Annotated in this window: 23 protein-coding genes; 15 read left to right on the forward strand and 8 right to left on the reverse strand. The window is 62.6% G+C overall.

The genetic code is table 11. From position 1 onward, the window contains the following. Nucleotides 1–184 precede the first annotated feature (184 nt). Both HX818_RS12995 and HX818_RS13000 read left to right on the forward strand, forming a co-directional pair. Nucleotides 185–463, forward strand: a complete 279-nt coding sequence (locus HX818_RS12995; RefSeq protein ID WP_087693244.1) for a type II toxin-antitoxin system RelE/ParE family toxin — start codon at nt 185–187, stop codon at nt 461–463. Between the two features lie 14 nt (nt 464–477). Next, nucleotides 478–765, forward strand: coding sequence for a HigA family addiction module antitoxin (locus tag HX818_RS13000; RefSeq protein WP_087693245.1), 288 nt, complete (start codon nt 478–480; stop codon nt 763–765). A gap of 9 nt (nt 766–774) precedes the next feature. Here the strand turns inward: HX818_RS13000 and HX818_RS13005 are convergent, their stop codons facing one another. The 6 genes from HX818_RS13005 to pilG form a co-directional block, all read right to left on the reverse strand. Beyond that, the gene (locus HX818_RS13005; protein ID WP_003213725.1) at nt 775–1,230 is read right to left on the reverse strand and encodes a chemotaxis protein CheW; all 456 of its coding nucleotides are present in this window, start codon (nt 1,228–1,230) and stop codon (nt 775–777) included. After that, nucleotides 1,223–7,063 carry an Hpt domain-containing protein gene (locus tag HX818_RS13010; protein ID WP_177020244.1) on the reverse strand — a complete coding sequence of 1,947 codons (5,841 nt, stop codon included), beginning with the start codon at nt 7,061–7,063 and terminating at the stop codon, nt 1,223–1,225. Before HX818_RS13010 ends, HX818_RS13005 begins: the two co-directional genes overlap by 8 nt. Before the next feature lie 198 nt (nt 7,064–7,261). Next, the gene (locus tag HX818_RS13015; protein ID WP_003213729.1) at nt 7,262–9,313 is read right to left on the reverse strand and encodes a methyl-accepting chemotaxis protein; all 2,052 of its coding nucleotides are present in this window, start codon (nt 9,311–9,313) and stop codon (nt 7,262–7,264) included. Then, nucleotides 9,310–9,834 (reverse strand): chemotaxis protein CheW, encoded by a 525-nt coding sequence (locus HX818_RS13020; protein ID WP_003213731.1) that lies wholly within the window; start codon nt 9,832–9,834, stop codon nt 9,310–9,312. Before HX818_RS13020 ends, HX818_RS13015 begins: the two co-directional genes overlap by 4 nt. 12 nt (nt 9,835–9,846) lie before the next feature. Beyond that, nucleotides 9,847–10,212 (reverse strand): twitching motility response regulator PilH, encoded by a 366-nt coding sequence (gene pilH, locus HX818_RS13025; RefSeq protein WP_003213734.1) that lies wholly within the window; start codon nt 10,210–10,212, stop codon nt 9,847–9,849. A gap of 47 nt (nt 10,213–10,259) precedes the next feature. Continuing rightward, entirely contained in the window at nt 10,260–10,667 is a 408-nt protein-coding gene (gene pilG / locus HX818_RS13030) for a twitching motility response regulator PilG (protein ID WP_003213736.1), read from the reverse strand. Nucleotides 10,668–10,906: 239 nt separating this feature from the next. On the opposite strand from pilG, the gene gshB reads away from it, so the two are divergent. From gshB to HX818_RS13065, 7 genes are all read left to right on the forward strand, one after another. Next, nucleotides 10,907–11,860, forward strand: a complete 954-nt coding sequence (gene gshB, locus HX818_RS13035) for a glutathione synthase (protein WP_003213738.1) — start codon at nt 10,907–10,909, stop codon at nt 11,858–11,860. 77 nt (nt 11,861–11,937) lie between these two features. Further along, nucleotides 11,938–12,837 carry an energy transducer TonB gene (locus HX818_RS13040; protein WP_003213740.1) on the forward strand — a complete coding sequence of 300 codons (900 nt, stop codon included), beginning with the start codon at nt 11,938–11,940 and terminating at the stop codon, nt 12,835–12,837. Nucleotides 12,838–12,904: 67 nt separating this feature from the next. Beyond that, on the forward strand, nt 12,905–13,474 hold the full coding sequence (locus tag HX818_RS13045) for a YqgE/AlgH family protein (protein WP_003213742.1): 570 nt from the start codon (nt 12,905–12,907) through the stop codon (nt 13,472–13,474). Beyond that, nucleotides 13,474–13,911, forward strand: coding sequence for a Holliday junction resolvase RuvX (ruvX, locus tag HX818_RS13050; protein WP_003213744.1), 438 nt, complete (start codon nt 13,474–13,476; stop codon nt 13,909–13,911). Before HX818_RS13045 ends, ruvX begins: the two co-directional genes overlap by 1 nt. Nucleotides 13,912–13,983: 72 nt before the next feature. Further along, on the forward strand, nt 13,984–14,490 hold the full coding sequence (pyrR, locus tag HX818_RS13055; protein WP_003213746.1) for a bifunctional pyr operon transcriptional regulator/uracil phosphoribosyltransferase PyrR: 507 nt from the start codon (nt 13,984–13,986) through the stop codon (nt 14,488–14,490). A gap of 24 nt (nt 14,491–14,514) precedes the next feature. Further along, entirely contained in the window at nt 14,515–15,519 is a 1,005-nt protein-coding gene (locus tag HX818_RS13060) for an aspartate carbamoyltransferase catalytic subunit (protein WP_003213748.1), read from the forward strand. Then, nucleotides 15,516–16,787: a dihydroorotase gene (locus HX818_RS13065; protein ID WP_003213750.1), complete on the forward strand. Its 1,272-nt coding sequence runs from the start codon at nt 15,516–15,518 to the stop codon at nt 16,785–16,787. Before HX818_RS13060 ends, HX818_RS13065 begins: the two co-directional genes overlap by 4 nt. Nucleotides 16,788–16,921: 134 nt before the next feature. Here the strand turns inward: HX818_RS13065 and HX818_RS13070 are convergent, their stop codons facing one another. Then, on the reverse strand, nt 16,922–17,350 hold the full coding sequence (locus tag HX818_RS13070; protein ID WP_003213752.1) for a TM2 domain-containing protein: 429 nt from the start codon (nt 17,348–17,350) through the stop codon (nt 16,922–16,924). Between the two features lie 250 nt (nt 17,351–17,600). Between HX818_RS13070 and HX818_RS13075 the strand changes: the two genes are divergently transcribed. Further along, on the forward strand, nt 17,601–18,236 hold the full coding sequence (locus tag HX818_RS13075) for a C40 family peptidase (protein ID WP_023659314.1): 636 nt from the start codon (nt 17,601–17,603) through the stop codon (nt 18,234–18,236). Nucleotides 18,237–18,377: 141 nt separating this feature from the next. Here the strand turns inward: HX818_RS13075 and HX818_RS13080 are convergent, their stop codons facing one another. After that, the gene (locus tag HX818_RS13080; RefSeq protein ID WP_177020245.1) at nt 18,378–19,412 is read right to left on the reverse strand and encodes a type IV pilus twitching motility protein PilT; all 1,035 of its coding nucleotides are present in this window, start codon (nt 19,410–19,412) and stop codon (nt 18,378–18,380) included. Between the two features lie 57 nt (nt 19,413–19,469). Here HX818_RS13080 and HX818_RS13085 point away from each other — a divergent pair, with 57 nt between their 5' ends. The 5 genes from HX818_RS13085 to metW all read left to right on the forward strand — a co-directional run bounded on the left by HX818_RS13085 (nt 19,470) and on the right by metW (nt 23,618). Further along, nucleotides 19,470–20,156, forward strand: coding sequence for a YggS family pyridoxal phosphate-dependent enzyme (locus tag HX818_RS13085; protein WP_134327465.1), 687 nt, complete (start codon nt 19,470–19,472; stop codon nt 20,154–20,156). Nucleotides 20,157–20,189: 33 nt separating this feature from the next. Continuing rightward, nucleotides 20,190–21,008, forward strand: a complete 819-nt coding sequence (gene proC, locus HX818_RS13090; RefSeq protein ID WP_008434156.1) for a pyrroline-5-carboxylate reductase — start codon at nt 20,190–20,192, stop codon at nt 21,006–21,008. Nucleotides 21,009–21,032: 24 nt separating this feature from the next. Beyond that, complete coding sequence (locus HX818_RS13095; RefSeq protein WP_003213764.1) at nt 21,033–21,620, forward strand: YggT family protein; 588 nt, start codon at nt 21,033–21,035, stop codon at nt 21,618–21,620. Between the two features lie 230 nt (nt 21,621–21,850). Then, nucleotides 21,851–22,990 carry a homoserine O-acetyltransferase gene (locus HX818_RS13100; RefSeq protein ID WP_134327467.1) on the forward strand — a complete coding sequence of 380 codons (1,140 nt, stop codon included), beginning with the start codon at nt 21,851–21,853 and terminating at the stop codon, nt 22,988–22,990. A gap of 7 nt (nt 22,991–22,997) precedes the next feature. Beyond that, the gene (gene metW, locus HX818_RS13105; RefSeq protein ID WP_003213768.1) at nt 22,998–23,618 is read left to right on the forward strand and encodes a methionine biosynthesis protein MetW; all 621 of its coding nucleotides are present in this window, start codon (nt 22,998–23,000) and stop codon (nt 23,616–23,618) included. The last annotated feature ends 7 nt before the right edge of the window (nt 23,619–23,625 follow it).

Here is a 23,625-nt window from a genome sequence, read left to right on the forward strand (position 1 = left end):
CAGGAAAAATCCGACTGTAAAGCGCACGCCGATTGCTCCTACAAACTTTTCGGGTTGTTGCTCGGAACCCGTCTCTCTAGCCTTTTCGGTCCGAAGCATGTCACCGATTGGGCGTTATGAATCTGATATCCAAACCTGATACAAGGCCATTGCAGAGCGTGATGTATCACATCACAATCTCGCCATGATCGTTAGCTGGAAGCATAAAGGCCTCAGGGTCTTTTTTGAGACTGGTTCTACTAAAGGTATCAACGCAGACCATGCAAAACGCTTGCGTCGTGTGTTGCTGGTTCTGAATAGAGCCACACACCGTGATGAACTGGACATGCCCGGTTGGCGGTTTCACCGATTGAAAGGCGATCTGATCGACTACTGGTCCGTCAGTATCAGCGGTAACTGGCGCATTATTTTTCGGATGTTCAACGACCAAGTAGAACTGGTCGATTATTTGGACTATCACTGAGTAAAGGCATCGATATGGACATGCATAACCCTCCCCACCCTGGCGAAATCCTGCTTGAGGACGTGATCCCGGCCTTGGGCATCACCATTACTGAAATGGCACGGCGCCTTGGCTTCGCCAGAGAAACATTCTCTAGAATCCTCCACGGACACGCGCCAATCAGCCCGGATCTTGCGGTAAGGCTTGAACGGGCAGGTATCAGCAAAGCTCGGTTGTGGCTTTCGATGCAAAGTGCCTATGACCTGTGGCAGGCAGAGCATCGAGATCAACCGAAAATCGAACGGTTTGCACGGATTGACTGACGGTTACACTCAGGCCAATCCGGCCTCGACCAACAACGCCTCCAATCCCATCAAGTCCGGCACCCTGGCCACATGCTCCCCCACCTGCACCGCCGCCAACTCCAGCGGGCACAACGGCACGTCCACATAACTCAACTGGCTATCGAGCTTGTACGAACGCGGAATCCCCTGGATCACCAACGCAATAAACTTCAACGTCGGCCGTCCTCCGAGGGTGTTCAACACCACAATCCGCGCGCGCTCTCCCACCACGCCCGACTCGCCACACGCGGCCTCAAAGCTGATCAACGGCAACTGCCGATCCCGCCAGGTAACCTGCCGCAAATACCACGGCGGCGCATCACTGGCCGGTTCGCCGCGCTGGAAGTCGATCAGCTCGGCCACGGCGACGTTGGGCAACAACAGGTGACGGTCGGCCAATGGCAGCAGCAAGCCGGTGAGTTGAGTTGCGCGGTGATCAAGCACGGGACTTGCTCCAGTAAGCGATGCTTTCCAGCAGCACCGACTCTTGATAAGGCTTGCCGAGGTAGTCGTTGACGCCAATCGCCATTGCACGATCACGGTGTTTTTGCCCGGTGCGGGAGGTGATCATGATGATGGGCATGCGCATCAGCCGCGGGTCGTCGCGCACCTGGATGGCCACTTCGAAGCCGTCCATGCGCGGCATTTCGATGTCGAGCAGCATCAGGTCCGGGGTGTGCTCTTCCAGCACGGCCATGGCGTCGATGCCGTCCTTGGCGGTGAGCACGTTCATGCCGTTGCGCTCCAGCAGGCGGCTGGTGACTTTGCGCACGGTGACCGAGTCGTCCACCACCAGCACCAGCAGCGGGCGCTTTTTTAGCGGGTCGTTGAGGATCAACGGAGCGTCCGCCGCCTGGGCCGGCAACGCCGGTGGCCGGGCGCGGATATGCGCCAGCAGGTCGATGATCAACACCACGCGGCCATCGCCAAGGATGGTTGCGCCAGACACGCCCTTCACCCCGGCAAACTGCGGCCCCAGGCCCTTGACCACGATCTCCCGGGTGCCGGCCATGGCGTCCACTTGCACCGCCACGCGCCGTTCGTTGCATTGCACCAGCAGCACCGGCAGCGGCTGGTACTGGCCCAGCAGGTTCGGCCGGCCGACGGTGTGCAGCAGGTCGCCGAGGTAGAACAGTTCGTAGCGTTGGCCGGCGTATTCGTAGCGCGGCGGGTCCTGCTGATAGTGCCCTTCCAGCTCATGGGGCATGACCCGCACCAGGCCTTCGATGGTGTTCAGCGGGATCGCGTATTGATCGTCGGCACACTGCACCATCATCGCCCGGTTGACCGACACAGTGAACGGCAGGCGAATGCGAAAGTGCACGCCCTCTCCCGGCGTCGAGTCGATGACCATCGAGCCGCCCAGCTGGCGCACTTCTTCATGCACCACGTCCATGCCCACGCCACGCCCGGAAATCTGGGTGATTTTTTCGGCAGTGGAAAACCCCGGTTGCAGGATGAACTGCAACACGTCGCGGTCGCTGATTTCCAGGTTGGGGTCGAGCAAGCCACGCTTGATCGCCTTGCGCCGCACGGCTTCAAGCGGCACGCCGGCGCCGTCGTCGCGCATGTCGAAAACGATGTCGCCGCCTTCGTGGGTCAGGTCCAGGGTGATGCGGCCTTTCTCGGGTTTACCGGCCAGCAATCGTGCATCGCGGGATTCCAGGCCGTGGTCGACGGCATTGCGCAGCATGTGTTCCAGCGGCGCGACCATGCGCTCCAGCACGTTGCGGTCCATCTCGCCTTCGGCATTGCCGACGATAAATTCCACGTCCTTGCCCAGCTCGCCCGCCACCTGCCGCACGATGCGTTTAAGCCGTGGCAGCATGCGTTCGAAGGGCACCATGCGCGTGCGCATCAGGCCTTCCTGCAACTCGGTGTTGATGCGCGCCTGTTGCTGCAGCAGGTTGTGGGCGTCCTGGTTGCGGCGGTCGAGGGTTTCCTTGAGGTCGAGCAGGTCGGAAGCCGATTCGAACAAGGCCCGGGACAGTTGTTGCAACTGGGAATGGCGGTCCATTTCCAGCGGGTCGAATTCTTCGTAGCCCAGGCGTTCGGCCTCGGCCTGCTGGCGGCTGAGGATGCGGCCCTGGGTCTCGGTGTCGAGGCGGCGCAGTTGATCGCGCATACGCTCGATGGTGGTTTCCACCTCGTTGAGGGCAACGCTCGCATCGTTGACCTGCTGCTCGATACGCCCACGGAAGATCGAAGTTTCACCCGCCAGGTTGACCAGGTCATCCAGCAAGTCGGCAGAGATCTTCACCATGTCGGCGGCCGGATCGCTGGCCGGCACTGCCTCGGTTTTGGTTGCCGTCAACGCCAGCGGTGCGTCCGTCACTTCAGCCGGACGCACCAGGCTCTTGATGCGCTCGATCAGCAGGTCCACCGAGCCCACCGGCATTCCCGCCGCCACCGCATCGATCATCTGCGCCAGGCGGTCGTGGCAGCCTTGCAGCAAGGCGAACAGCTCCGCCGAGGGCGCCAGCAAACCTGCCGACAAGCCCTCATAGAGAAACTCCAACTCATGGGCCAGGTCGCCAATCGGGCCGATCTCGACCATGCGAGCGCCGCCCTTGAGGGTGTGCAGGTCGCGCAGCAGTGTCTCGACTTCCTGGCGATTTTTCGGCTCGGCCTGCCAGCGCAACAGCGCGGCGCCGGAGCTGTCGAGGATGTCGGCGGCCTCTTCGAGAAAGATATCCAGCAGCTCGGGATCACTGCCCGGCGTCTCGACTTCGGCGGCCGCTGCGGGCGCCGCTTGTCCAGTGCCTTGGCGCAACTCACGCAAGTGGCTGATCAGGTCGGAGGAGTCGCTCAACGGTTGCTGGTGTTGCAGTTGCTCAAGCAACAGCGCCAGCCGCTCATGACTGGCCATCAACACATTGGCCAGCTCGCTGGAATAGCTGTAGCGCCGGTCCACCAAACCTTCGTAAAGGTTTTCCAGCTCAAGGGCCAGGTCGCCCACCGCGCCGATTTCAGCCATGCGCGCGCCACCCTTGAGGGTGTGCAAATCCCGCTGCAACGATGACAGCGGCGCTGCGTTATCCGGGTCCAGCAGCCAACGCTTCAAGGACTGGCCGGCGCTGTCGAGGATGTCCACCGCTTCCTCAAGGAATATCTCGACGATCTCGTCATCCACCGCAAAACCCTGATCGAGCTTCGCCGTAGCGGCGCCCAGCTCGGAGATGCTCAGCGCGCGGCTGCCATCGGTCTTGATCAAACCGGTGGCGGACGGGTCGAGGCCTTCATCCAGCAGCTCGCGCAGGGCGCGTACCCGGGCCGGCGCCGCGCTGATTTCCTGGCCGGCGGCCAGTTGGTCGAGCATGTTGATCAGGGCTTCGTGGGCCTGTTCGGCCTCGTGGAAGAAGCGCTCGCTGACCGCCAGGCTGCTTTCTTCCACTGCGCCGTAGAGGTCGAGCAAGGCTTCGCACAATTCATCCATCGAGTGCAGGTCGGCGAGGTGCGCGCCTTCGCCGAGGGTGGTCAGTTCGTCCAGCAGCGCGCTCAGTTCCTGGCGTTCGCCGGGGTGCTGTTGCCAGCGGCGCAGCAGGCTTTCGGCGTCCAGCAGGATGTCCATGCCCTGGGCCAGGAAGTTGGCGATCAACTGCGGGTCGCGCTTGATCCGCAGGCCGGTGTTGGGCGCATTCAGCAAGGCTTCAAGCTGGCTGTTCAGCAGGTTTTGCGTGCGCTCGATCAGCCCTGCTGCACCATTGATGGCCGCGTGAGGGTCACTGTCCAGCTGGCGCACGCCGCGCTGGAACAACGCCTCGGCCTCCAGCAGCAATTCGATTTCATCCAGGTCCAGCGGCAGGCGGTGGGCCTTGTATTCGCGGGTCAGGTGATCCAGCGGGCGCGCCAGTTCGGCGATGGGCAACACACCGGCCATATAGGCGCTGCCTTTGAGGGTGTGCAGTGCGCGTTGCAGGTCATCACTGACTTGCAGCGGCAGGTGCTCGGTGGTCTGTTGCAGGAAGCGGTTGAGGCTGTCGAGGTGGCTCTGGGCTTCGTTGCGGAAGATTTCCAGCAACTGAGGGTCCAGGGCGGCCGGGTCTGTGGCCGACGGTTCGACACGGCTGGCCAGGGCGTGCGCGCGCGCCGCCAGTTCGTCTACGTCATCGCGCTGGCGCTGGGCATCGTCGGCAAAATCGGTGATCAGTTCCGGCAGCAATTCCAACACGTCATCCAGCACTGCTTGCACATCCGGGCCCGGCGCGACGCTGCGCTCCAGCACGCGGTTGAGCAGGTTTTCCACGGCCCAGGCCAGCTCTGCCAACACCAGGGCGCGCACCATGCGGCCACTGCCTTTCAAGGTGTGGAAGGCGCGGCGCATTTCGCTCAGGGTGGCCTTGTCTTCCAGGCTGGCGGTGCCGGCAGGCACATAGCGATGCAGCACGTCGAGAACTTCGGCGGTTTCTTCGAGGAAGACTTCCCGCAGTTCATCATCGATGGCTTCTTCACCGGCGGGCGGCGGCAGCAGGCTGCCGGGACGCTGGAGTGCCGGCGGGTTGAGGCGCGAGGTGGGGCTGGCCAACGCATCGGCGAGGAACGGGGTTTGCTCCGTGGGCGTATCACCCTGCTCAAGCAGTGCCTGGCGCCAGGGTTTTTCGGCCGGCAAATAGCCCAGCGCGGCCAGGCCTTCAGCGGCGACTTCCAGCACCCGTTCGCCCGGGGCGTCGTGGTCCTGGAGCATGCGTTCCAGGTAGTACTCGAGGCTGGTGAGCACATCGGCAAAATGCTCAAGCTGCGCCTCGGAAGGTGCGGCGTCGCCGACCATCAGTTGCTCGTTGACGTAGTCATTGCAGCCACGCATCAGGCTCGCCGCACGGGGCAGCGGAATCATCGCCAGCGCGCCGCGCACCTGGGTCAGCAACTCGGGCAGCGACTCCAGGCGCTGGAGGTCCCAGTGAGCCTCGATGCAGTCGATCACCAGCTCTTTGGCCTGGGTCAGGCACTGGCAGGATTCGCGGATGACGAGGTGGTGGATCTGCGTCAGGTCGGTGGTAGGCAGGCGGCTTTCTTCGCGGCGCTCCGGCTCGACAGTGCCGACCATCCCGGCCAGCGTGGCCTCGACGTAGAGCAACGCACCGGCAACGTCCATCAATACCGCATCGTTGGGTTCGCGCTGCCCCTGGGCCAGGCCGAGTACCACCGCCAGTTGGTCGATGATCACTTTGCGCGGCTGGCCGAAGCCCAATACCGCCAGGGTATCGGCGATCTGCCGCAGCGGCGCCAGCAACGCCTCAAGGTCCGAGGCGTGCTGACGGTCGCTGCGTACGAACAGGTCCAGGCGTTCCTTGACCCGCACCAGCTCCTCGCACAACGCGCCGAGCACCGAGCCCATCGCGTCGCGGTCCGGGCCGGCCAGGCGGGCGCGTTCGGCGTCCACCACGGCGCTGTCGGGCAAAGCTTCATCGAGGCCATAACGTTCTTTCAAACTTTGCATCCGTGGAGTCGGTCGGGTGACTTTGGCGACGTAGAACAACAGGCTCTTGAGCAGCTCATCCGGGGCCGGGGTATTGATGCCGTTGATGCCCTGGATCAGCAGGCGCTTGAGTGGCTTGTCGCAGGCCTTGAGCAAACTGCGCAACGCCGGGCTGTTGGCAACCACGCCAATGAGCATGCCTTCCACCAGCGCCGAGGTGACCTGCCACAACGGTAACAGCGGCGCACCATGGCACAGGGCTTCGAGGCGGGCGAAGACCCGCGCCATGTCTTCCAGGTTGCTGGGGCCGTGGTCTTCGCGCAGCAAACCGACCAGCGCCTGTTGCAGCATCTGCCGCCACTGGCGCAGCAGTTCGGGGAAATCCTCTGGCGTGCGCTGGGCCAGGGCGTCTTCGGGCAGCGGCGGGATCACCAGCAGTTGCGGGCTGAACAGGCTGGTTTCCGAGAGCAGGCTTTCGCCGCGCACGCTGCGCAGGTCGTTGAGCAGCGGCAGCACTACCAGGGGCAGGTCGCGCCGGGCGCTGTGTACGCGGTCGAGGTACAGCGGCAGTTGGCCAAGGCCCTGTTGCAGCAGGCGAATGCCTTCGTCGCGCTGGCTGACGCGCGCGCCTTGCAGGGCGAGGGCCAGTTGTTCCATTTCTTCAGCGAACAGGGCCGCGCCGTAGAACTCGACCATCAACAGGCTGCCATGCACCTGATGGATGCATTCCAGGCACTGGCCGATGGCCTCGCTGCTGCTTTCTTCAACATAGGCGTCCAGCGCCGAGCGGGCCTGTTTCAGGGTTTCGGCAATTTCGCCCTTGACCCATTCGAGGGCCACGTAGTCGTGCCGATCAACCATAACCGCTCCCGTCTGAATTCATGAGTTGCTGGTAGTGCTGGGTCATGCGTACACCGATCTCAAAACAAAGGAGATCAACTGTGGGAGCGGGCTTGCTCGCGAATGCGGTGGGTCAGACAAAGCGTCGGCGACTGACACACCGCATTCGCGAGCAAGCCCGCTCCCACATTTGCTTTTCGGTGTTTTCGAGGGCGCATTTCACTCATCCACCCGCTTCGCCGCCGGCAAGGTGAACCCCGACACCGACCGCCGCAACTGACTGGCCATTTTTGCCAGGTTGCCGATGCTCTCGGCAGTGGCCGTAGAGCCCGACGAAGTCTGAGTGGTGATCTGCTGGATCACGTTCATCGTCAGGGAAATCTGCCCCGCCGACGACGTCTGCTGCTGCGCCGCGTTGGAGATACTCTGGATCAGCGCCGCCAGGGTTTTCGACACGCCTTCAATCTCTTCCAGCGCAACCCCGGCGTCCTGGGCCAGCCGCGCACCGCGCACCACTTCGGTGGTGGTCTGCTCCATGGAAATCACGGCTTCGTTGGTATCCGTCTGGATCGCTCGCACCAGGGTTTCGATCTGTCGCGTCGCCGCCGAAGAACGCTCAGCCAGGCGCTGTACCTCATCGGCCACCACCGCAAAACCACGCCCGGCATCACCGGCCATGCTCGCCTGGATCGCGGCGTTGAGCGCGAGGATGTTGGTCTGCTCGGCGATGTCATCGATCAGGCTGACGATGTCGCCAATTTCCTGGGACGATTCCCCCAGGCGCTTGATGCGCTTGGCGGTGTCCTGGATCTGTTCGCGGATGTTGTCCATGCCGTGGATGGTGTTGTGCACCACCTCGTTGCCCTTGTTGGCAATCTCTACCGAACGCTCGGCCACTGCCGAAGATTCGGCGGCGTTGGCCGACACCTGGTCGATGGACTGGGCCATCTGGTTGATCGCCGTGGACGCTTCGGCAATCTGCTGTGCCTGATGCTCCGACGCTTGGGCCAGGTGCATGGCGGTGGCCTGGGTGTCCTGCACCGCACCAGCCACCTGGCCGGCAGTGAGGTTGATGGTGGCCACCAGGTCGCGCAGTTGGTCCACGGAATAGTTGATGGAGTCGGCAATGGTGCCGGTGAAGTCTTCGGTGACCGAGGCGGTGACGGTCAGGTCGCCGTCGGCCAAGTCTTCAATCTCATCCAGCAGGCGCATGATCGCGTTCTGGTTGCGCTCGTTCTTCTCGGCGGTTTCCCGCAACTGGCGGTTGGTCTCGCGGACCATCACCAGGCCGATCAGGATGATCGAGGCCAGCGCCAGCAAGCCCAGCACGTAGCCGCCGATGGTGTCGAAAGTGCGCCCGTCCGCCAGGTTTTCAAAGCCGGTGGCCAGGTGCGAGGCTTCGTCCAGCAGGGTTTGCGACAGGTTGAAGATATTGCTCGCCGAGGCGCGCACCTGGAACAGCTGCGGCGAGGTCTCGAGGATTTCGTCCACGGAACCGGAGACGAATTCGAACAGCTCGGAAATCTCCGCCAACCGGGCGCGGGCGTCGTGGTCTTCAACCTGGGTGATGCGCAGCCCGGGATTGCCGTTGAGCATGCCACTGAGCACCACGCCGAAACGGCTGGCATCGCGGCCAAAGGCATCGGCGGCCTGCACGGCAGTCTCGTCCCCCGCCAGCACGGTGTTTACCGCCCCCAGGATGCGTTCGGCCAGCAATGACTGGCGCTGGGCCAACGCTACCTGGCTGGCCGGTGCGCCGCGTTGCAGCAGAATATCGACAACCTTTTCCGACTCCATCTGCAACTGCGGAACGGTTTCCGCCAGGGTCGCGGCCACTTGATGCAGCGACAGCACCGTTTGCTCGCTGGCCAGAATCGCATCGGCGTTTTTCAGCAGCGCTTCCCAGTCGGTCTGCACGGCGCGCATTTCTGCACGCACGGCGGTGGGTGCAGCGGGCAGGCCGGTGGCCGGGTCGCCTTTTTTCAGGTAACCCCAGCGCTGGGCAAAATCGTTGCGCGCATCCCCCAGCAGCTTGAACGCCGCCGCCTTGCCGGCGGCAGCCTCGGTGGCGTTCTTGGCGATGCGCTGGGACAGCACCCGCAGCTCACCGGCGTGGCCGATGTACTGTTTGTCGTAGGTGGACTGGGTGTTGAGGTACGCGAAGTTGGCGAACAGCAGCATGATGAACACGATCAGCGCGATAAACAGCACGATGATCTGCGAGCGGCTGCGGGAGGCTTCCTGGGGTTTGACCGGGGTGACGGTACTCATGCGGCGACATCCATGAAACCTGGAGCCTGGGCCAGGGCGAAGGGGCTGAAGACCTGCCACAGCTGGTCGCCGTCGAACTGGCCCTGGATAAACGGCGCGCCGCCTGCGGTGCTCGTCGACAACGCGTCTTGTGCGAAATGCTGCATGCCCACCACCTCGTCCACCAACAGGCCGACAAACACGTCCTGATACTCCACCACCAGCACCCGCCGTTGTTTGCGCGCCACCGACAGCTCAAGGCCAAGGAAACCGCCCAGGTCCATCACCGGCAGCAAGCGCCCCCGCAGGTTGGCCACGCCCTTGATCCACGGCTTGACCCCGGGCATCAAGGTACAGCGCGGTTCGTGCAGCACTTCCGCCACCTCGCCCATGGGCGCCACGTACCAGTGTTCGCCCAGGCGAAACCCGATCCCACTCCAGCTGAGCAGCCGGGTTTCCTGGGACGGCAGGTCGGCAGCCAGCAAGCGGCAGCGGCGGTCGATGTCCAGCAGCAGCTCGAAGGCGGTTTGCGACTCGGTCATGGGAACGTGCCGTCAGCCGGCCAGCACCTTGTTCAGGGTGGCGATCAGGGTTTCTTCGTCTACCGGCTTGGTCAGGTAATCCTTGGCGCCCTGGCGCTCGCCCCAGATCTTGTCGGTTTCCTGATCCTTGGTGGTGATGATGATCACCGGGATGTGGCTGGTCTCGGCATCTTTGGTCAACTGACGGGTGGCCTGGAAGCCATTGAGGCCCGGCATCACGATATCCATCAGCACCGCATCCGGCTTTTCCTGACGGGCCAGCGCAACGCCATCGCCGCCGTTCTGGGCCTTGAGGACGGTGTGACCGTGCTTCTCGAGCATTTCGGTCAGTTTGTACATTTCAGTCGGCGAATCGTCGACGATCAGAACACGTGCCATGGTTTTCCCCACTTATCTAGTAGACGCAAGCCCTCGTGGGGCCCCCGTCAGTGTGCTTGTTCTACTGCGGCGAAGCCCGGTACATAGGCCTTGATCGCGCTCAGCAGTTCTTCCTTGCTGAAAGGCTTGGTCAAAAACTGATCAGAGCCGACGATGCGCCCCTTGGCCTTGTCGAACAGACCATCCTTGGAGGACAGCATGATTACCGGGATCGACTTGAACGCCGGGTTGTTCTTCACCAGCGCGCAGGTCTGATAGCCATCCAGGCGCGGCATCATGATGTCGACAAAGATAATGTGTGGATGATGGTCAACAATCTTGGCCAGGGCATCGAAACCGTCGATGGCCGTGATGACGTCGCACCCTACGTTCTTCAACAGTGTTTCGGCCGTGCGGCGAATCGTTTTCGAATCGTCGATCACCATCACTTTCAAGGCGTTGGAATGCTGTTCCATATCTGCTCTACCATCGCCACAGCGAATAGGTTTTCGGTGTGTACTGCCTGATGTTGCACAGGACGAGCGCCAAAAGCCTCGGAATTCAAGGGCTGATGTGCCATGGCAGCCTTTTTAGCACAGTCTCAGAACGCAATCTATCGGCCGACCCGCGTGGTGGTTTTTCCTTGACCCACAACAGCCGCAGCGCCACTCTGACGCCACTTTTATGCGCCCTTATTTGCTAGAGGAAATCCCCCATGAGCGTTCGCGTCGGCATTGTCATGGACCCTATCGCCAGCATTTCCTATAAAAAGGACAGCTCGCTGGCCATGCTGCTGGCCGCCCAGGCCCGCGGCTGGAGCCTGTTCTATATGGAGCAGCCGGACCTTTACCAGGGCGACGGTGAAGCGCGGGCGCGGATGCGCCCCCTGCAGGTGTTTGCCAACCCCGAGAAGTGGTTCGAGCTGCAAGACGAAATCGACAGCCCCCTGAGCGACCTCGACGTGATCCTGATGCGCAAGGATCCGCCGTTCGACATGGAGTTCGTCTACTCCACCTACCTGCTGGAGCAGGCCGAGCGCGCGGGCGTGCTGATCGTCAACAAGCCCCAGAGCCTGCGCGACTGCAATGAAAAGCTGTTCGCCACGCTGTTCCCGCAATGCACGCCGCCGACCGTGGTCAGCCGCCGCGCCGATGTGCTGCGTGAATTCGCCGCCAAGCACGGCGATGTGATCCTCAAGCCGCTGGACGGCATGGGCGGTACCTCGATCTTCCGCCACCGCGCCGGCGACCCGAACCTGTCGGTGATCCTGGAGACCCTGACTGCGCTGGGCACCCAGCAGATCATGGGCCAGGCCTACATTCCGGCGATCAAGGACGGCGACAAGCGCATCCTGATGATCGACGGCGAGCCGGTGCCTTACTGCCTGGCGCGCATTCCGGCCGCCGGCGAGACCCGCGGCAACCTGGCCGCCGGTGGCCGGGGTGAAGCCCGCCCGCTGACGGACAAGGATCGCTGGATTGCAGCCCAAGTCGGCCCGACCCTGCGCGAAAAAGGCCTGCTGTTCGTAGGACTGGACGTAATCGGCGAGAACCTCACCGAAATCAACGTCACCAGCCCGACCTGTATTCGCGAGATCGACAACGCATTTGGCACGAACATCGGCGAAATGCTGATGGCTGCGATTGCCGCCAAGCTACAAGCCAAGTGACATAGAACAGCCGGACACAAACCAACATTGCGTTATCATGCGCCACCTGTGAAACGCGCGATGTTGGTTTTCTTGTCATGACGCTCCCGTCCGATCTGCCCCCCGAACTCTCCCACAGCGGCGTGCGCCCGGCTGATCGGCTCGGATTTACCCTGTTTCTGGCGGCGTTGATTCACCTGGCGCTGATCCTCGGCCTGGGCTTCACCTTTGCCGAACCCAAGCAGATCACCAAGACCCTGGAAATCACCCTCGCCACGTTCAAAAGCGAAAAGAAGCCCGAAAAGGCCGACTTTCTCGCCCAGGACAACCAGCAAGGCAGCGGCACCCTCGACAAGAAGGCCGTGCCCAAGACCACTGAAGTCGCGCCATTCCAGGACAACAAGGTCAATAAGGTCACGCCACCGCCGGCGCCCAAGCCGGAGGTGAAACAGGCCGCACCCAAGGCGGCGGTCACCACCGTGGCGCCCAAGCCGCAAAAAGCCCCGACCCAGCGCGAAAAGGCCAAGACCGAACCCACGCCGGCCCCGCCGGCCCCGACTTTTGACAGCTCGCAACTCTCCAGTGAGATCTCCAGCCTGGAAGCCGAACTGGCCCACGAACAACAGCTGTACGCCAAGCGCCCGCGGATCTACCGCCTCAACGCCGCCTCCACCATGCGCGACAAAGGCGCCTGGTATAAGGATGAGTGGCGCAAGAAGGTCGAGCGCATCGGCAACCTGAACTACCCGGACGAAGCCCGTCGCCAGCAGATCTACGGCAATTTGCGACTGCTGGTGTCGATCAACCGCGACGGCACCTTGTACGAGGTGCAGGTGCTGGAGTCCTCCGGCCAACCGCTGCTGGACCAGGCAGCGCAACGCATCGTGCGGCTGGCGGCGCCTTTTGCGCCGTTTACCGGAGACCTGAACGACATCGACCGCCTGGAAATCATTCGCACCTGGCGCTTTGCCAAGGGTGATCGGCTGTCGAGCAATTGATGCTGGCGGTGATTTCCTGCGCATCCTCAGCTTGTCAGTTCGCCCCTCCAACGCCACACTAGCGGACATGAAAAATGTCAGCCCGACCTACCTCAAGCACCAATTCCTGATCGCCATGCCCCATATGGCCGACCCGAACTTTGCGCAGACCTTGACCTACATCGTCGAGCACACCGCCAATGGTGCGATGGGGTTGGTGGTCAACCGCCCGCAAGACCTCAACCTGGCCGATATCCTCGAGCAACTGCGCCCGGACATCGACCCACCCGCCAGCTGCCAGCACGTACCGATCTACATCGGCGGGCCGGTGCAGACGGACCGGGGTTTTGTGCTGCACCCCACCGGGCCGAAATTCCAGGCGACCGTGGACCTTGAAGGGTTGTCCCTGTCCACGTCCCAGGACGTCCTGTTCGCGATTGCCGACGGCGTGGGGCCTGATCAAAGTGTGATCACCCTCGGCTACGCCGGCTGGGAAGCCGGGCAACTGGAGGCGGAGCTGGCGAGCAATGCCTGGCTGACCTGCCCGTTCGATGCCGACATCCTGTTCAACACCCCCAGCGAACTGCGCCTGGAAGCGGCCGCCGCCAAGCTGCGGATCAACCTCAGCCTGCTGACCAGCCAGGCGGGGCACGCCTGATGGCCTTGCGTCTGATCCTCGGTTTCGACTACGGCACCAAACAGATCGGCGTCGCCGTCGGCCAGGTGATTACCGGCCAGGCCCGCGAGCTGTGCACCCTGAAGGCCCAGAACGGCGTGCCGGACTGGAACCAGGTCGAAGCCCTGATCAAGGAGTGGAAGCCCGACGCCGTGGTGGTCGGCCTGCCGCTGAACATGGACGGCACCCCGAGCGAGATGTGCCTGCGGGCCGAAAAGTTCGCCCGCCGCCTGAACGGCCGCTACAACCTGCCCTTCTATACCCACGACGAACGCCTGACCACGTTCGAAGCCAAGGGCGAGCGCCGTGACCGTGGCGGGCAGAAAGGCAGTTACCGCGACAACCCGGTGGATGCCATCGCCGCGGCCCTGCTGTTGCAGGGCTGGCTGGATGAAAACACCGCTTTATTTGAATCCTGACTGACGCGGCTTGCCGCGTCTTCTTACGTTTGAGCCCGGACCTTGCCTGCGCGAGGCCTAGAAGGAGCACCCATGAGCCTGCCCAATCCCGCCGACCTGATCAGCCAGATGGCGATCCGCCTCAAGGCGCACCTGGAACACCGTGCCATCAGCGAGCCGCGCTTTATCGGCATCCGCACCGGTGGCGTGTGGGTGGCCCAGGCGCTGCTGGAAGAACTGGGCAGCGACTCGCCCCTGGGCACCCTGGACGTGTCTTTCTATCGTGACGACTTCAGCCAGAACGGCCTGCACCCGCAAGTGCGCCCCTCGGCCCTGCCGTTCGAGATCGAAGGCCAGCACCTGGTGCTGATCGATGACGTGCTGATGAGCGGTCGCACCATCCGCGCCGCGATGAACGAACTGTTCGACTACGGCCGCCCGGCCAGCGTGACCCTGGTCTGCCTGCTGGACCTGGACGCCGGCGAATTGCCGATCAGCCCGGACGTGGTCGGCGCCACCCTGTCCCTGGAAGCCCACCAGCGGGTAAAATTGTCCGGTCCCACGCCGCTCGAACTCGAACTGCAAGACCTTGCCCTTTAAACCGCCTTGTAAAGAGTCCCCGCGATGACGCCTCTAGATGCCAAGCGCCCGCTGCAGCTCAATGCTCAGGGCCAGCTGCAACACTTCCTGTCCCTCGACGGCTTGCCCCGCGAACTGCTCACCGAAATCCTCGACACGGCCGACTCGTTTCTCGAAGTCGGCGGCCGGGCGGTGAAGAAAGTCCCGTTGCTGCGCGGCAAGACCATCTGCAACGTGTTCTTCGAGAACTCGACCCGCACCCGCACCACCTTTGAACTGGCGGCCCAACGCCTGTCGGCTGACGTGATCACGCTGAACGTGTCCACCTCGTCGGCGAGCAAGGGCGAAACCCTGCTCGACACCCTGCGCAACCTGGAAGCCATGGCCGCCGACATGTTCGTGGTGCGCCACGGCGATTCCGGTGCTGCGCACTTCATCGCCGAGCACGTGTGCCCGAATGTGGCGATCATCAACGGCGGCGACGGCCGTCACGCCCACCCGACCCAGGGCATGCTCGACATGCTGACCATCCGGCGGCACAAGGGCAGCTTTGAAAACCTCTCGGTGGCCATTGTCGGCGACATCCTGCACTCGCGGGTTGCACGCTCGAACATGCTGGCCCTGAAAACCCTGGGTTGCCCGGACATCCGCGTGATCGCCCCCAAGACCCTGCTGCCGATCGGTATCGAGCAGTACGGCGTGAAGGTCTACACCGACATGGCCGAAGGCCTGAAGGATGTGGACGTGGTGATCATGCTGCGCTTGCAGCGCGAGCGTATGGCGGGCGGCCTGCTGCCGAGCGAAGGCGAGTTCTATCGCCTGTTCGGCCTGACCACCGCACGCCTGGCCGGCGCCAAGCCGGACGCCATCGTGATGCACCCGGGGCCAATCAACCGTGGCGTGGAGATTGAGTCGGCGGTGGCCGATGGCGCGCAGTCGGTGATTCTCAACCAGGTCACGTACGGCATCGCCATCCGCATGGCGGTGTTGTCCATGGCCATGAGCGGGCAAACCGCGCAACGTCAATTCGAGCAGGAGAACGCCCAGTGAAGCTCAGCATTCTCGGCGCCCGAGTCATCGATCCGGCCAGCGGCCTGGATCAAGTCACCGATCTGCACCTGGAAGCCGGCAAGATCATTGCCATCGGCGCCGCACCCGCAGGCTTCAGCGCCAGCGAAACTATCGACGCCAAAGGCCTGATCGCCGCGCCTGGCCTGGTTGACCTGAACGTCGCCCTGCGTGAGCCGGGCTACAGCCGCAAGGGCAACATTACCAGCGAAACCCGCGCCGCCGCTGCCGGTGGCGTGACCAGCCTGTGCTGCCCGCCCCACACCAAACCGGTGCTGGACACCTCGGCGGTGACCGAACTGATCCTCGACCGCGCCCGCGAAGCCGGCAACTGCAAAGTGTTCCCCATCGGCGCCCTGAGCAAAGGGCTGGACGGCGAACAACTGGCCGAACTGATCGCCCTGCGCGACGCAGGCTGCGTGGCCTTCGGCAACGGCCTGGAGAGCTTTCGCAGCACCCGCACCCTGTGCCGTGCGCTGGAATATGCGGCGACTTTCGACCTGACCGTGATTTTCCACTCCCAGGACCGTGACCTGGCCGAAGGCGGCCTGGCCCACGAAGGCGCCACCGCGAGCTTCCTCGGCCTGCCGGGCATCCCGGAAACCGCCGAGACCGTGGCCCTGGCCCGCGACCTGCTGCTGGTGGAACAAAGCGGCGTACGCGCGCACTTCAGCCAGCTGACCAGCGCTCGCGGCGTGGCCCTGATCGCTCAGGCCCAAGCCCGCGGATTGCCGGTGACGGCGGATGTGGCGCTGTATCAGCTGATTCTGACGGATGAGGCGCTGATCGACTTCTCCAGCCTGTATCACGTGCAGCCGCCACTGCGTACCCGCGCTGACCGTGACGGTTTGCGGGCGGCGGTGAAGTCCGGGGTGGTTTCGGCGATCTCCAGCCATCACCAGCCCCACGAGCGGGATGCCAAGCTGGCGCCGTTCGGCGCGACGGAGCCAGGCATCAGCAGCGTCGAGCTGTTGCTGCCGCTGGCAATGACGTTGGTGGAAGATGGTTTGCTGGACCTGCCGACCCTGCTGGCGCGCCTCAGTGCGGGCCCTGCCGAGGCGCTGCGCCTGCCGGCGGGCAAGCTGGCGGTGGGCTCGGCGGCGGACCTGGTGCTGTTTGATCCGGCCAGCTCCACGATTGCCGGGGAACACTGGCTGTCCAAGGGTGAAAACTGCCCATTCATCGGCCATAGCCTGCCGGCGACTGTGCGGTACACGCTGGTGGATGGGCGGATCAGCTACCAGGCTTAAATCCAATCCGGAGTGGGCACAGTAAATGTGGGAGCGGGCTTGCTCGCGAAAGCGGTGGGTCAGTCAATAGAGATGTCGACTGACACATCGCATTCGCGAGCAAGCCCGCTCCCACATTTGGATCTTCACACATCTTATCGGCCGCCGTTGCGCTCGGCATTGCGGATCGAAATCTGCGTATTCAGCGTCCAGAAGTCATACAGCACCCCGATCAGGAACAAGCCCCCGGTCAGCAGGTAAATGATCCCGCTGATCCATTTGCCCTGATACATGCGGTGCAAACCGAACACACCCAGGAACGCCAACAGAATCCAGGCCACGTTGTACTCGATCGGCCCGGCGGTAAATCGCAGGTCCGCTTCGCGGTCCATTGCCGGAATCAGGAACAAGTCGATCAACCAGCCAATCCCGAACAAACCGAAGGTGAAAAACCAGATCGTCCCGGTCACCGGCTTGCCGTAATAAAAGCGGTGAGCACCGGTAAAACCGAAAATCCAAAGCAGGTAGCCGATCACCTTGCTGTGGGTGTCTTGTTGCGAAACATCCTGTCGATAGGTGTTCATGGAGTACCTCTTTAGCCTCGATAGATAAATATTTCTGGTTTCTTTGTGACTTTTTTACGGGCGCCCGACATGCGGCAAATGGTATCTTCGCTTCCCTCAAAGCCTTATACCGCCTGACTTGTGTAGGACAATCGCGGCAATTCGTCACGGTTTTCCTGAATTTGACCCCAGGGTTCAGTCGACAAACGGCCTTAGCACGACACAAAAAGCTGTTATAAAGTTGCGCGCAAACCAAAAAGAGCCACGCCTAATGCGACCATTTTTCAAGACATGGCTAACCATTTGCCTATTAATGCCACTGGCCGCCCACGCCACCAATCGTGAGCAACGACTTCCCAACGTTAACGGTTTCACCCCTAAAGTTCACGCCACCACCAGCTCCGCCAAATCGGTAAAGCTGACCGTGAAGCGCCCGACTCAACTGAGCAAGGCCCACGGTAATGCAGCGCCAGGGCTGATGGCCGTCAACACCAAGCAAAGCAGCAACGTCCTCAGCCGTGCCGTCAACGTGCTCGGTACTCCTTATCGTTGGGGCGGCAGCAGCCCAAGTAAAGGGTTCGACTGCAGTGGTTTGGTGAAATATGCGTTTAACGACGTAAAAGCCGTGGATTTGCCGCGCACTTCCAACGCCATGGCCGCCGGCCACGGGCTGAAGGTTGAGCGCAAGGATTTGAAACCGGGTGACCTGCTGTTCTTCAAACTGAAGAGCCGCCAGGTGAACCACGTTGCCATCTACCTGGGCAACGACCGTTTCATCCACGCACCGCGTCGTGGCAAGTCCGTGAGCATCGATACGCTGAAGAAGCCGTTCTGGGACAAGAACTACGTGATTGCCAAGCGTGTCCTGCCTAAAGAACAGAACAACCTGCGGATTGTGCAGCGCTGATATCAGGCTGATGTGAGAGCAGGCTTGTGTGGGAGTGGGCTTGCTCGCGAATGCGGAGTGTCAGTCGATACATGCTTGACTGATACACCGCATTCGCGAGCAAGCCCGCTCCCACATTAGTTTTTCATCGCCCACGCGACCTTAAATATCCCCAGGCACCCTCGCCTTCTCCCGGGCATGTTCCCGGCTGATCAGCCCCTGGCTGACCAACGCCTTCAAACTCATGTCCAGCGTCGTCATCCCCAACGCCCCGCCGGTCTGAATCGCCGAATACATCTGCGCCACCTTGTCCTCGCGGATCAAATTACGAATCGCCGGTGTGCCAAGCATGATTTCGTGAGCCGCCACCCGCCCGCCGCCGACCTTCTTCACCAGCACCTGAGAGACCACCGCCTGCAATGACTCCGAGAGCATCGAGCGGACCATGGCCTTTTCCCCCGCCGGAAACACATCCACCACCCGGTCCACGGTTTTAGCCGCCGACGTGGTGTGCAGCGTGCCGAACACCAGATGCCCGGTTTCCGCCGCCGTCAGCGCGAGCCGAATGGTTTCCAGGTCCCGCAATTCGCCCACCAGGATCACATCCGGGTCCTCCCGCAATGCCGAACGCAGGGCAGCCGAGAAGCTGTGGGTATCGCGATGCACCTGTCGCTGGTTGATCAGGGCATTTTTCGGGTGGTGGATAAACTCGATCGGGTCTTCAAGGGTGAGGATGTGCTGACGGCGATGGGTGTTGAGGTAGTCGATCATCGCTGCCAGGGTGGTGGACTTGCCGGAACCGGTCGGCCCGGTAACCAGTACCAACCCCCGTGGCAGGTCTGCGATGCGCCGGAACACCTCGCCCAACCCCAGGTGTTCCAGGCTCTGCACCGTTGAGGGGATGGTACGAAACACCGCGCCCATGCCCCGGTGCTGCTGGAACACATTCACCCGAAACCGCGCCACCTCGGGCAACTCGAAGGCAAAATCCGTTTCAAGAGATGTTTCGAAATCCTTTTGCTGGTGATTGTTCAGCAAAGGGCTGAGCAACGCCGTCATTTGCACCGGCGCAAGTACAGGCCAATCGAGTGGCCAGACCTCGCCATCCACTCGCAGCATCGGCGCCAACCCCGCCGACAGATGCAGGTCCGAGGCCCGCAGGCGTACGCCGGCGGCCAGCAGTTCAGTGATATCCATAGGGCTTTCCATTTCCAGTAGAATGCCGCGGACTCCATATCCACGGGCGCAACTTGAATGTCGACCATAGCAGACAACATCGGCCTGGTTTCCGAGCGGATCCGGGCAGCCGCCGAGGCCGCGCAGCGCGACGCAGGCAGCGTGCACCTGCTGGCCGTGAGCAAGACCAAACCCGCACAGGCCGTGCGCGAAGCCTATGCCGCCGGGATGCGTGACTTTGGCGAGAACTATCTGCAGGAAGCCCTGGGCAAACAGGCCGAATTAACCGACCTGCCCTTGAGTTGGCACTTCATCGGCCCCATTCAATCGAACAAGACTCGTGCGATCGCCGAGAACTTCGCCTGGGTGCATTCCGTGGACCGCCTGAAAATCGCACAACGCCTGTCCGAACAACGCCCGTCTGACCTGCCGCCGCTGAATATCTGCATCCAGGTCAATGTCAGTGGCGAAGCCAGCAAGTCCGGCTGTACACCCGCCGACCTGCCCGCCCTGGCCGAAGCCATCAGCGCCCTGCCGCGCCTGAAGCTGCGCGGCCTGATGGCGATTCCCGAGCCGACCGACGACCGTGCAGAGCAAGACGCAGCCTTCGCCACCGTGCGCGACCTGCAAGCGAGCCTCGACCTGGGGCTCGACACACTTTCCATGGGCATGAGCCATGACCTTGAGTCGGCCATCGCCCAAGGGGCCACCTGGGTGCGGATCGGTACCGCCCTGTTTGGTGCCCGCGACTATGGCCAGCCTTGAAATGGCTGACTTCCATCTGAGTAAGGACCTGTCATGAGCAACACGCGTATTGCCTTTATCGGCGCCGGCAACATGGCGGCCAGCCTGATCGGCGGCCTGCGGGCCAAGGGCCTGGAAGCACAACAGATTCGCGCCAGCGACCCGGGCGCCGACACCCGCTCCCGCGTCAGCGCCGAGCACGGCATCGACACCTTCGCCGACAACGCAGAAGCGATTGAAGGCGTGGACGTGGTAGTGCTGGCGGTCAAGCCACAAGCCATGAAAGCCGTGTGCGAAAGCCTGCGGCCTAGCCTCAAGCCCCATCAACTGGTGGTGTCCATCGCCGCCGGCATCACTTGCGCCAGCATGACCCACTGGCTCGGCGCCCAGCCGATTGTGCGTTGCATGCCCAACACCCCGGCGCTCCTGCGCAAGGGCGTGAGCGGCTTGTACGCCACATCCGAAGTCACTGCCCAACAGCGCGACCAGGCACAAGAGCTGCTGTCCGCCGTAGGTCTCGCCGTGTGGCTGGAACAAGAGCAGCAACTGGACGCCGTCACCGCCGTCTCCGGCAGTGGCCCGGCGTATTTCTTCCTGCTGATCGAGGCCATGACCGCCGCTGGCGTGAAACTCGGCCTGCCGCAGGAAGTCGCCGAGCAACTGGCCGAGCAGACCGCACTGGGCGCCGCGCAGATGGCCGTGACCAGCGATGTCGACGCGGCCGAGTTGCGCCGTCGCGTGACCTCGCCCGGCGGCACGACCCAGGCGGCAATCGAATCGTTCCAGGCCGGGGGCTTTGAAGCCCTGGTGGAAAAAGCACTGGGTGCCGCAGCACATCGTTCGGCTGAAATGGCCGAGCAGCTGGGCAAATAGTCGTCCCCCACATAGGAATCAAACATGCTCGGAATCAATGACGCTGCCATTTTCATCATCCAGACCCTGGGCAGCCTGTACCTGCTGATCGTGCTGATGCGTTTTATCCTGCAACTGGTGCGGGCGAACTTCTACAACCCGCTGTGCCAGTTCGTGGTAAAGGCCACGCAGCCGCTGCTCAAGCCTCTGCGCCGGGTGATCCCGAGCCTGTTCGGCCTGGACATGTCGTCGCTGGTATTGGCGCTGCTGCTGCAGATCCTGCTGTTCGCGGTCATCCTGCTGCTCAATGGCTATCAGGCCACCACGCTGCTGTTGCTGCCGTGGGCCTTGATCGGGATCTTCTCGCTGTTCCTGAAGATCATTTTCTGGTCGATGATCATCAGCGTGATCCTGTCCTGGGTCGCTCCGGGCAGCCGCAGCCCGGGTGCCGAACTGGTGGCACAGATCACTGAGCCGGTGCTGGCACCGTTCCGTCGCCTGGTACCTAACCTGGGTGGCCTGGATATCTCGCCGATCTTCGCGTTTATCGCGATTCAGCTGCTGCAAAGCTGGGTGATTCCACGCTTGGCTTTCTACGCGTTCATGCCCAAAGAACTGTTCGGTCTGATCTGACGACAACGTGGCGAGGGAGCTTGCTCCCGCTGGGCTGCGCAGCAGCCCCAAAACGGCCGACCGCGTTGCATCTGCAAAATCGCGGCAACCGGACCGGGACCGCTTCGCGGTCCTGCGGGAGCAAGCTCCCTCGCCACAAAAAGCCTTAAAAACACCAGCCGCAGGCCTTTGCTTGCCGCTGGGTGCAGCGGTCTTTAGACTTACGCCTCATTTAAACGAGAGCAGGGTCGATGCCAACTGCCTTCCCCCCCGATTCTGTTGGACTGGTCGTGCCCCAAGTGGCGCACTTCAGCGAACCGCTGGCCCTGGCCTGCGGCCGTTCGCTGCCCGCCTACGACCTGATCTATGAAACCTACGGCCAACTGAACGCCACGGCCAGCAATGCCGTGCTGATCTGCCACGCCCTGTCCGGCCACCACCACGCTGCGGGTTTCCACAGCATGGACGAGCGCAAGCCCGGCTGGTGGGACAGCTGCATCGGCCCCGGCAAGCCCATCGACACCAACAAGTTCTTCGTGGTCAGCCTGAACAACCTCGGCGGCTGCAACGGCTCCACCGGCCCCAGCAGCCTCAACCCGGAAACCGGCAAGCCGTTTGGCGCCGATTTCCCGGTGCTGACCGTGGAAGACTGGGTGCACAGCCAGGCGCGCCTGGCCGACGTACTGGGCATCGCCCAATGGGCCGCCGTGATCGGCGGCAGCCTGGGCGGCATGCAGGCCCTGCAATGGACCATCACCTACCCGGACCGCGTGCGCCATTGCCTGGCCATCGCCTCGGCCCCCAAGCTGTCGGCGCAGAACATCGCCTTCAACGAAGTGGCGCGCCAGGCGATCCTGACCGACCCCGAGTTCCACGGCGGTTCGTTCCAGGAAGCGGGCGTGATCCCCAAGCGCGGGCTGATGCTCGCGCGCATGGTCGGGCACATCACCTACCTGTCGGATGACTCCATGGGCGAGAAATTCGGCCGTGGCCTCAAGAGCGAGAAGCTCAACTACGACTTCCACAGCGTCGAATTCCAGGTCGAGAGCTACCTGCGTTATCAGGGCGAGGAGTTTTCCGGGCGTTTCGACGCCAACACCTACCTGCTGATGACCAAGGCCCTGGACTACTTCGACCCGGCGGCGAACTTCGACGATGACCTGGCGCGCACCTTCGAGGCGGCCACCGCCAAGTTCTGCGTGATGTCGTTCACCACCGACTGGCGCTTCTCCCCGGCCCGCTCGCGGGAATTGGTGGATGCGCTGATGGCCGCCAAGAAAGACGTCTGCTACCTGGAGATCGACGCACCGCAAGGCCACGACGCCTTCCTGATCCCGATCCCGCGCTACCTGCAGGCCTTCAGCAACTACATGAATCGAATAGCACGGTGAGAACGCCATGAGAGCCGACCTGGAAATCATCCAAGACTGGATCCCCGCCGGCAGCCGCGTGCTCGACCTCGGTTGCGGCGACGGCGAACTGCTGAGCTGGCTGCGCGACAACAAGCAAGTCACCGGCTATGGCCTGGAAAACGACCCGGACAACATCGCCCAGTGCGTGGCCAAGGGCATCAACGTGATCGAGCAGGACCTGGACAAGGGCCTCGGCAACTTTGCCAGCAACAGCTTCGACATCGTGGTCATGACCCAGGCCTTGCAAGCCGTGCACTACCCGGACCGGATCCTCGACGAAATGTTGCGCGTCGGCCGCCAGTGCATTATCACCTTCCCCAATTTCGGCCACTGGCGTTGCCGCTGGTACCTGGCCACCAAGGGCCGCATGCCGGTGTCGGACTTCCTGCCGTACACCTGGTACAACACGCCCAACATCCACTTCTGCACCTTTGAAGACTTCGAAGCGCTGTGTGGCGAGCGCGAAGCCAAAGTCATCAACCGCCTTGCCGTCGATCAACAGCATCGTCACGGCTGGGCGAGTAAGCTATGGCCCAACCTGCTGGGTGAGATCGGGATCTACCGGGTCAGCAGCCCGGGCCTGACGGACCACCAGATTGCCGTCTAACCATTTT

Origin of the sequence: Pseudomonas sp. F9001 (assembly GCF_013385435.1) — a bacterium.
Classification (GTDB): Bacteria; Pseudomonadota; Gammaproteobacteria; order Pseudomonadales; family Pseudomonadaceae; genus Aquipseudomonas.

Bases quoted from the DNA above. Each gene is read 5' to 3' on its own strand.
- HX818_RS12995 (WP_087693244.1), top strand. From the start codon at position 185: ATGATCGTTAGCTGGAAGCATAAAGGCCTCAGGGTCTTTTTTGAGACT.
- HX818_RS13000 (WP_087693245.1), top strand. From the start codon at position 478: ATGGACATGCATAACCCTCCCCACCCTGGCGAAATCCTGCTTGAGGAC.
- HX818_RS13010 (WP_177020244.1), bottom strand. From the start codon at position 7,063: ATGGTTGATCGGCACGACTACGTGGCCCTCGAATGGGTCAAGGGCGAA.
- HX818_RS13015 (WP_003213729.1), bottom strand. From the start codon at position 9,313: ATGAGTACCGTCACCCCGGTCAAACCCCAGGAAGCCTCCCGCAGCCGC.
- HX818_RS13020 (WP_003213731.1), bottom strand. From the start codon at position 9,834: ATGACCGAGTCGCAAACCGCCTTCGAGCTGCTGCTGGACATCGACCGC.
- pilH (WP_003213734.1), bottom strand. From the start codon at position 10,212: ATGGCACGTGTTCTGATCGTCGACGATTCGCCGACTGAAATGTACAAA.
- pilG (WP_003213736.1), bottom strand. From the start codon at position 10,667: ATGGAACAGCATTCCAACGCCTTGAAAGTGATGGTGATCGACGATTCG.
- gshB (WP_003213738.1), top strand. From the start codon at position 10,907: ATGAGCGTTCGCGTCGGCATTGTCATGGACCCTATCGCCAGCATTTCC.
- HX818_RS13040 (WP_003213740.1), top strand. From the start codon at position 11,938: ATGACGCTCCCGTCCGATCTGCCCCCCGAACTCTCCCACAGCGGCGTG.
- HX818_RS13045 (WP_003213742.1), top strand. From the start codon at position 12,905: ATGAAAAATGTCAGCCCGACCTACCTCAAGCACCAATTCCTGATCGCC.
- ruvX (WP_003213744.1), top strand. From the start codon at position 13,474: ATGGCCTTGCGTCTGATCCTCGGTTTCGACTACGGCACCAAACAGATC.
- pyrR (WP_003213746.1), top strand. From the start codon at position 13,984: ATGAGCCTGCCCAATCCCGCCGACCTGATCAGCCAGATGGCGATCCGC.
- HX818_RS13060 (WP_003213748.1), top strand. From the start codon at position 14,515: ATGACGCCTCTAGATGCCAAGCGCCCGCTGCAGCTCAATGCTCAGGGC.
- HX818_RS13070 (WP_003213752.1), bottom strand. From the start codon at position 17,350: ATGAACACCTATCGACAGGATGTTTCGCAACAAGACACCCACAGCAAG.
- HX818_RS13075 (WP_023659314.1), top strand. From the start codon at position 17,601: ATGCGACCATTTTTCAAGACATGGCTAACCATTTGCCTATTAATGCCA.
- HX818_RS13080 (WP_177020245.1), bottom strand. From the start codon at position 19,412: ATGGATATCACTGAACTGCTGGCCGCCGGCGTACGCCTGCGGGCCTCG.
- HX818_RS13085 (WP_134327465.1), top strand. From the start codon at position 19,470: ATGTCGACCATAGCAGACAACATCGGCCTGGTTTCCGAGCGGATCCGG.
- proC (WP_008434156.1), top strand. From the start codon at position 20,190: ATGAGCAACACGCGTATTGCCTTTATCGGCGCCGGCAACATGGCGGCC.
- HX818_RS13095 (WP_003213764.1), top strand. From the start codon at position 21,033: ATGCTCGGAATCAATGACGCTGCCATTTTCATCATCCAGACCCTGGGC.
- HX818_RS13100 (WP_134327467.1), top strand. From the start codon at position 21,851: ATGCCAACTGCCTTCCCCCCCGATTCTGTTGGACTGGTCGTGCCCCAA.
- metW (WP_003213768.1), top strand. From the start codon at position 22,998: ATGAGAGCCGACCTGGAAATCATCCAAGACTGGATCCCCGCCGGCAGC.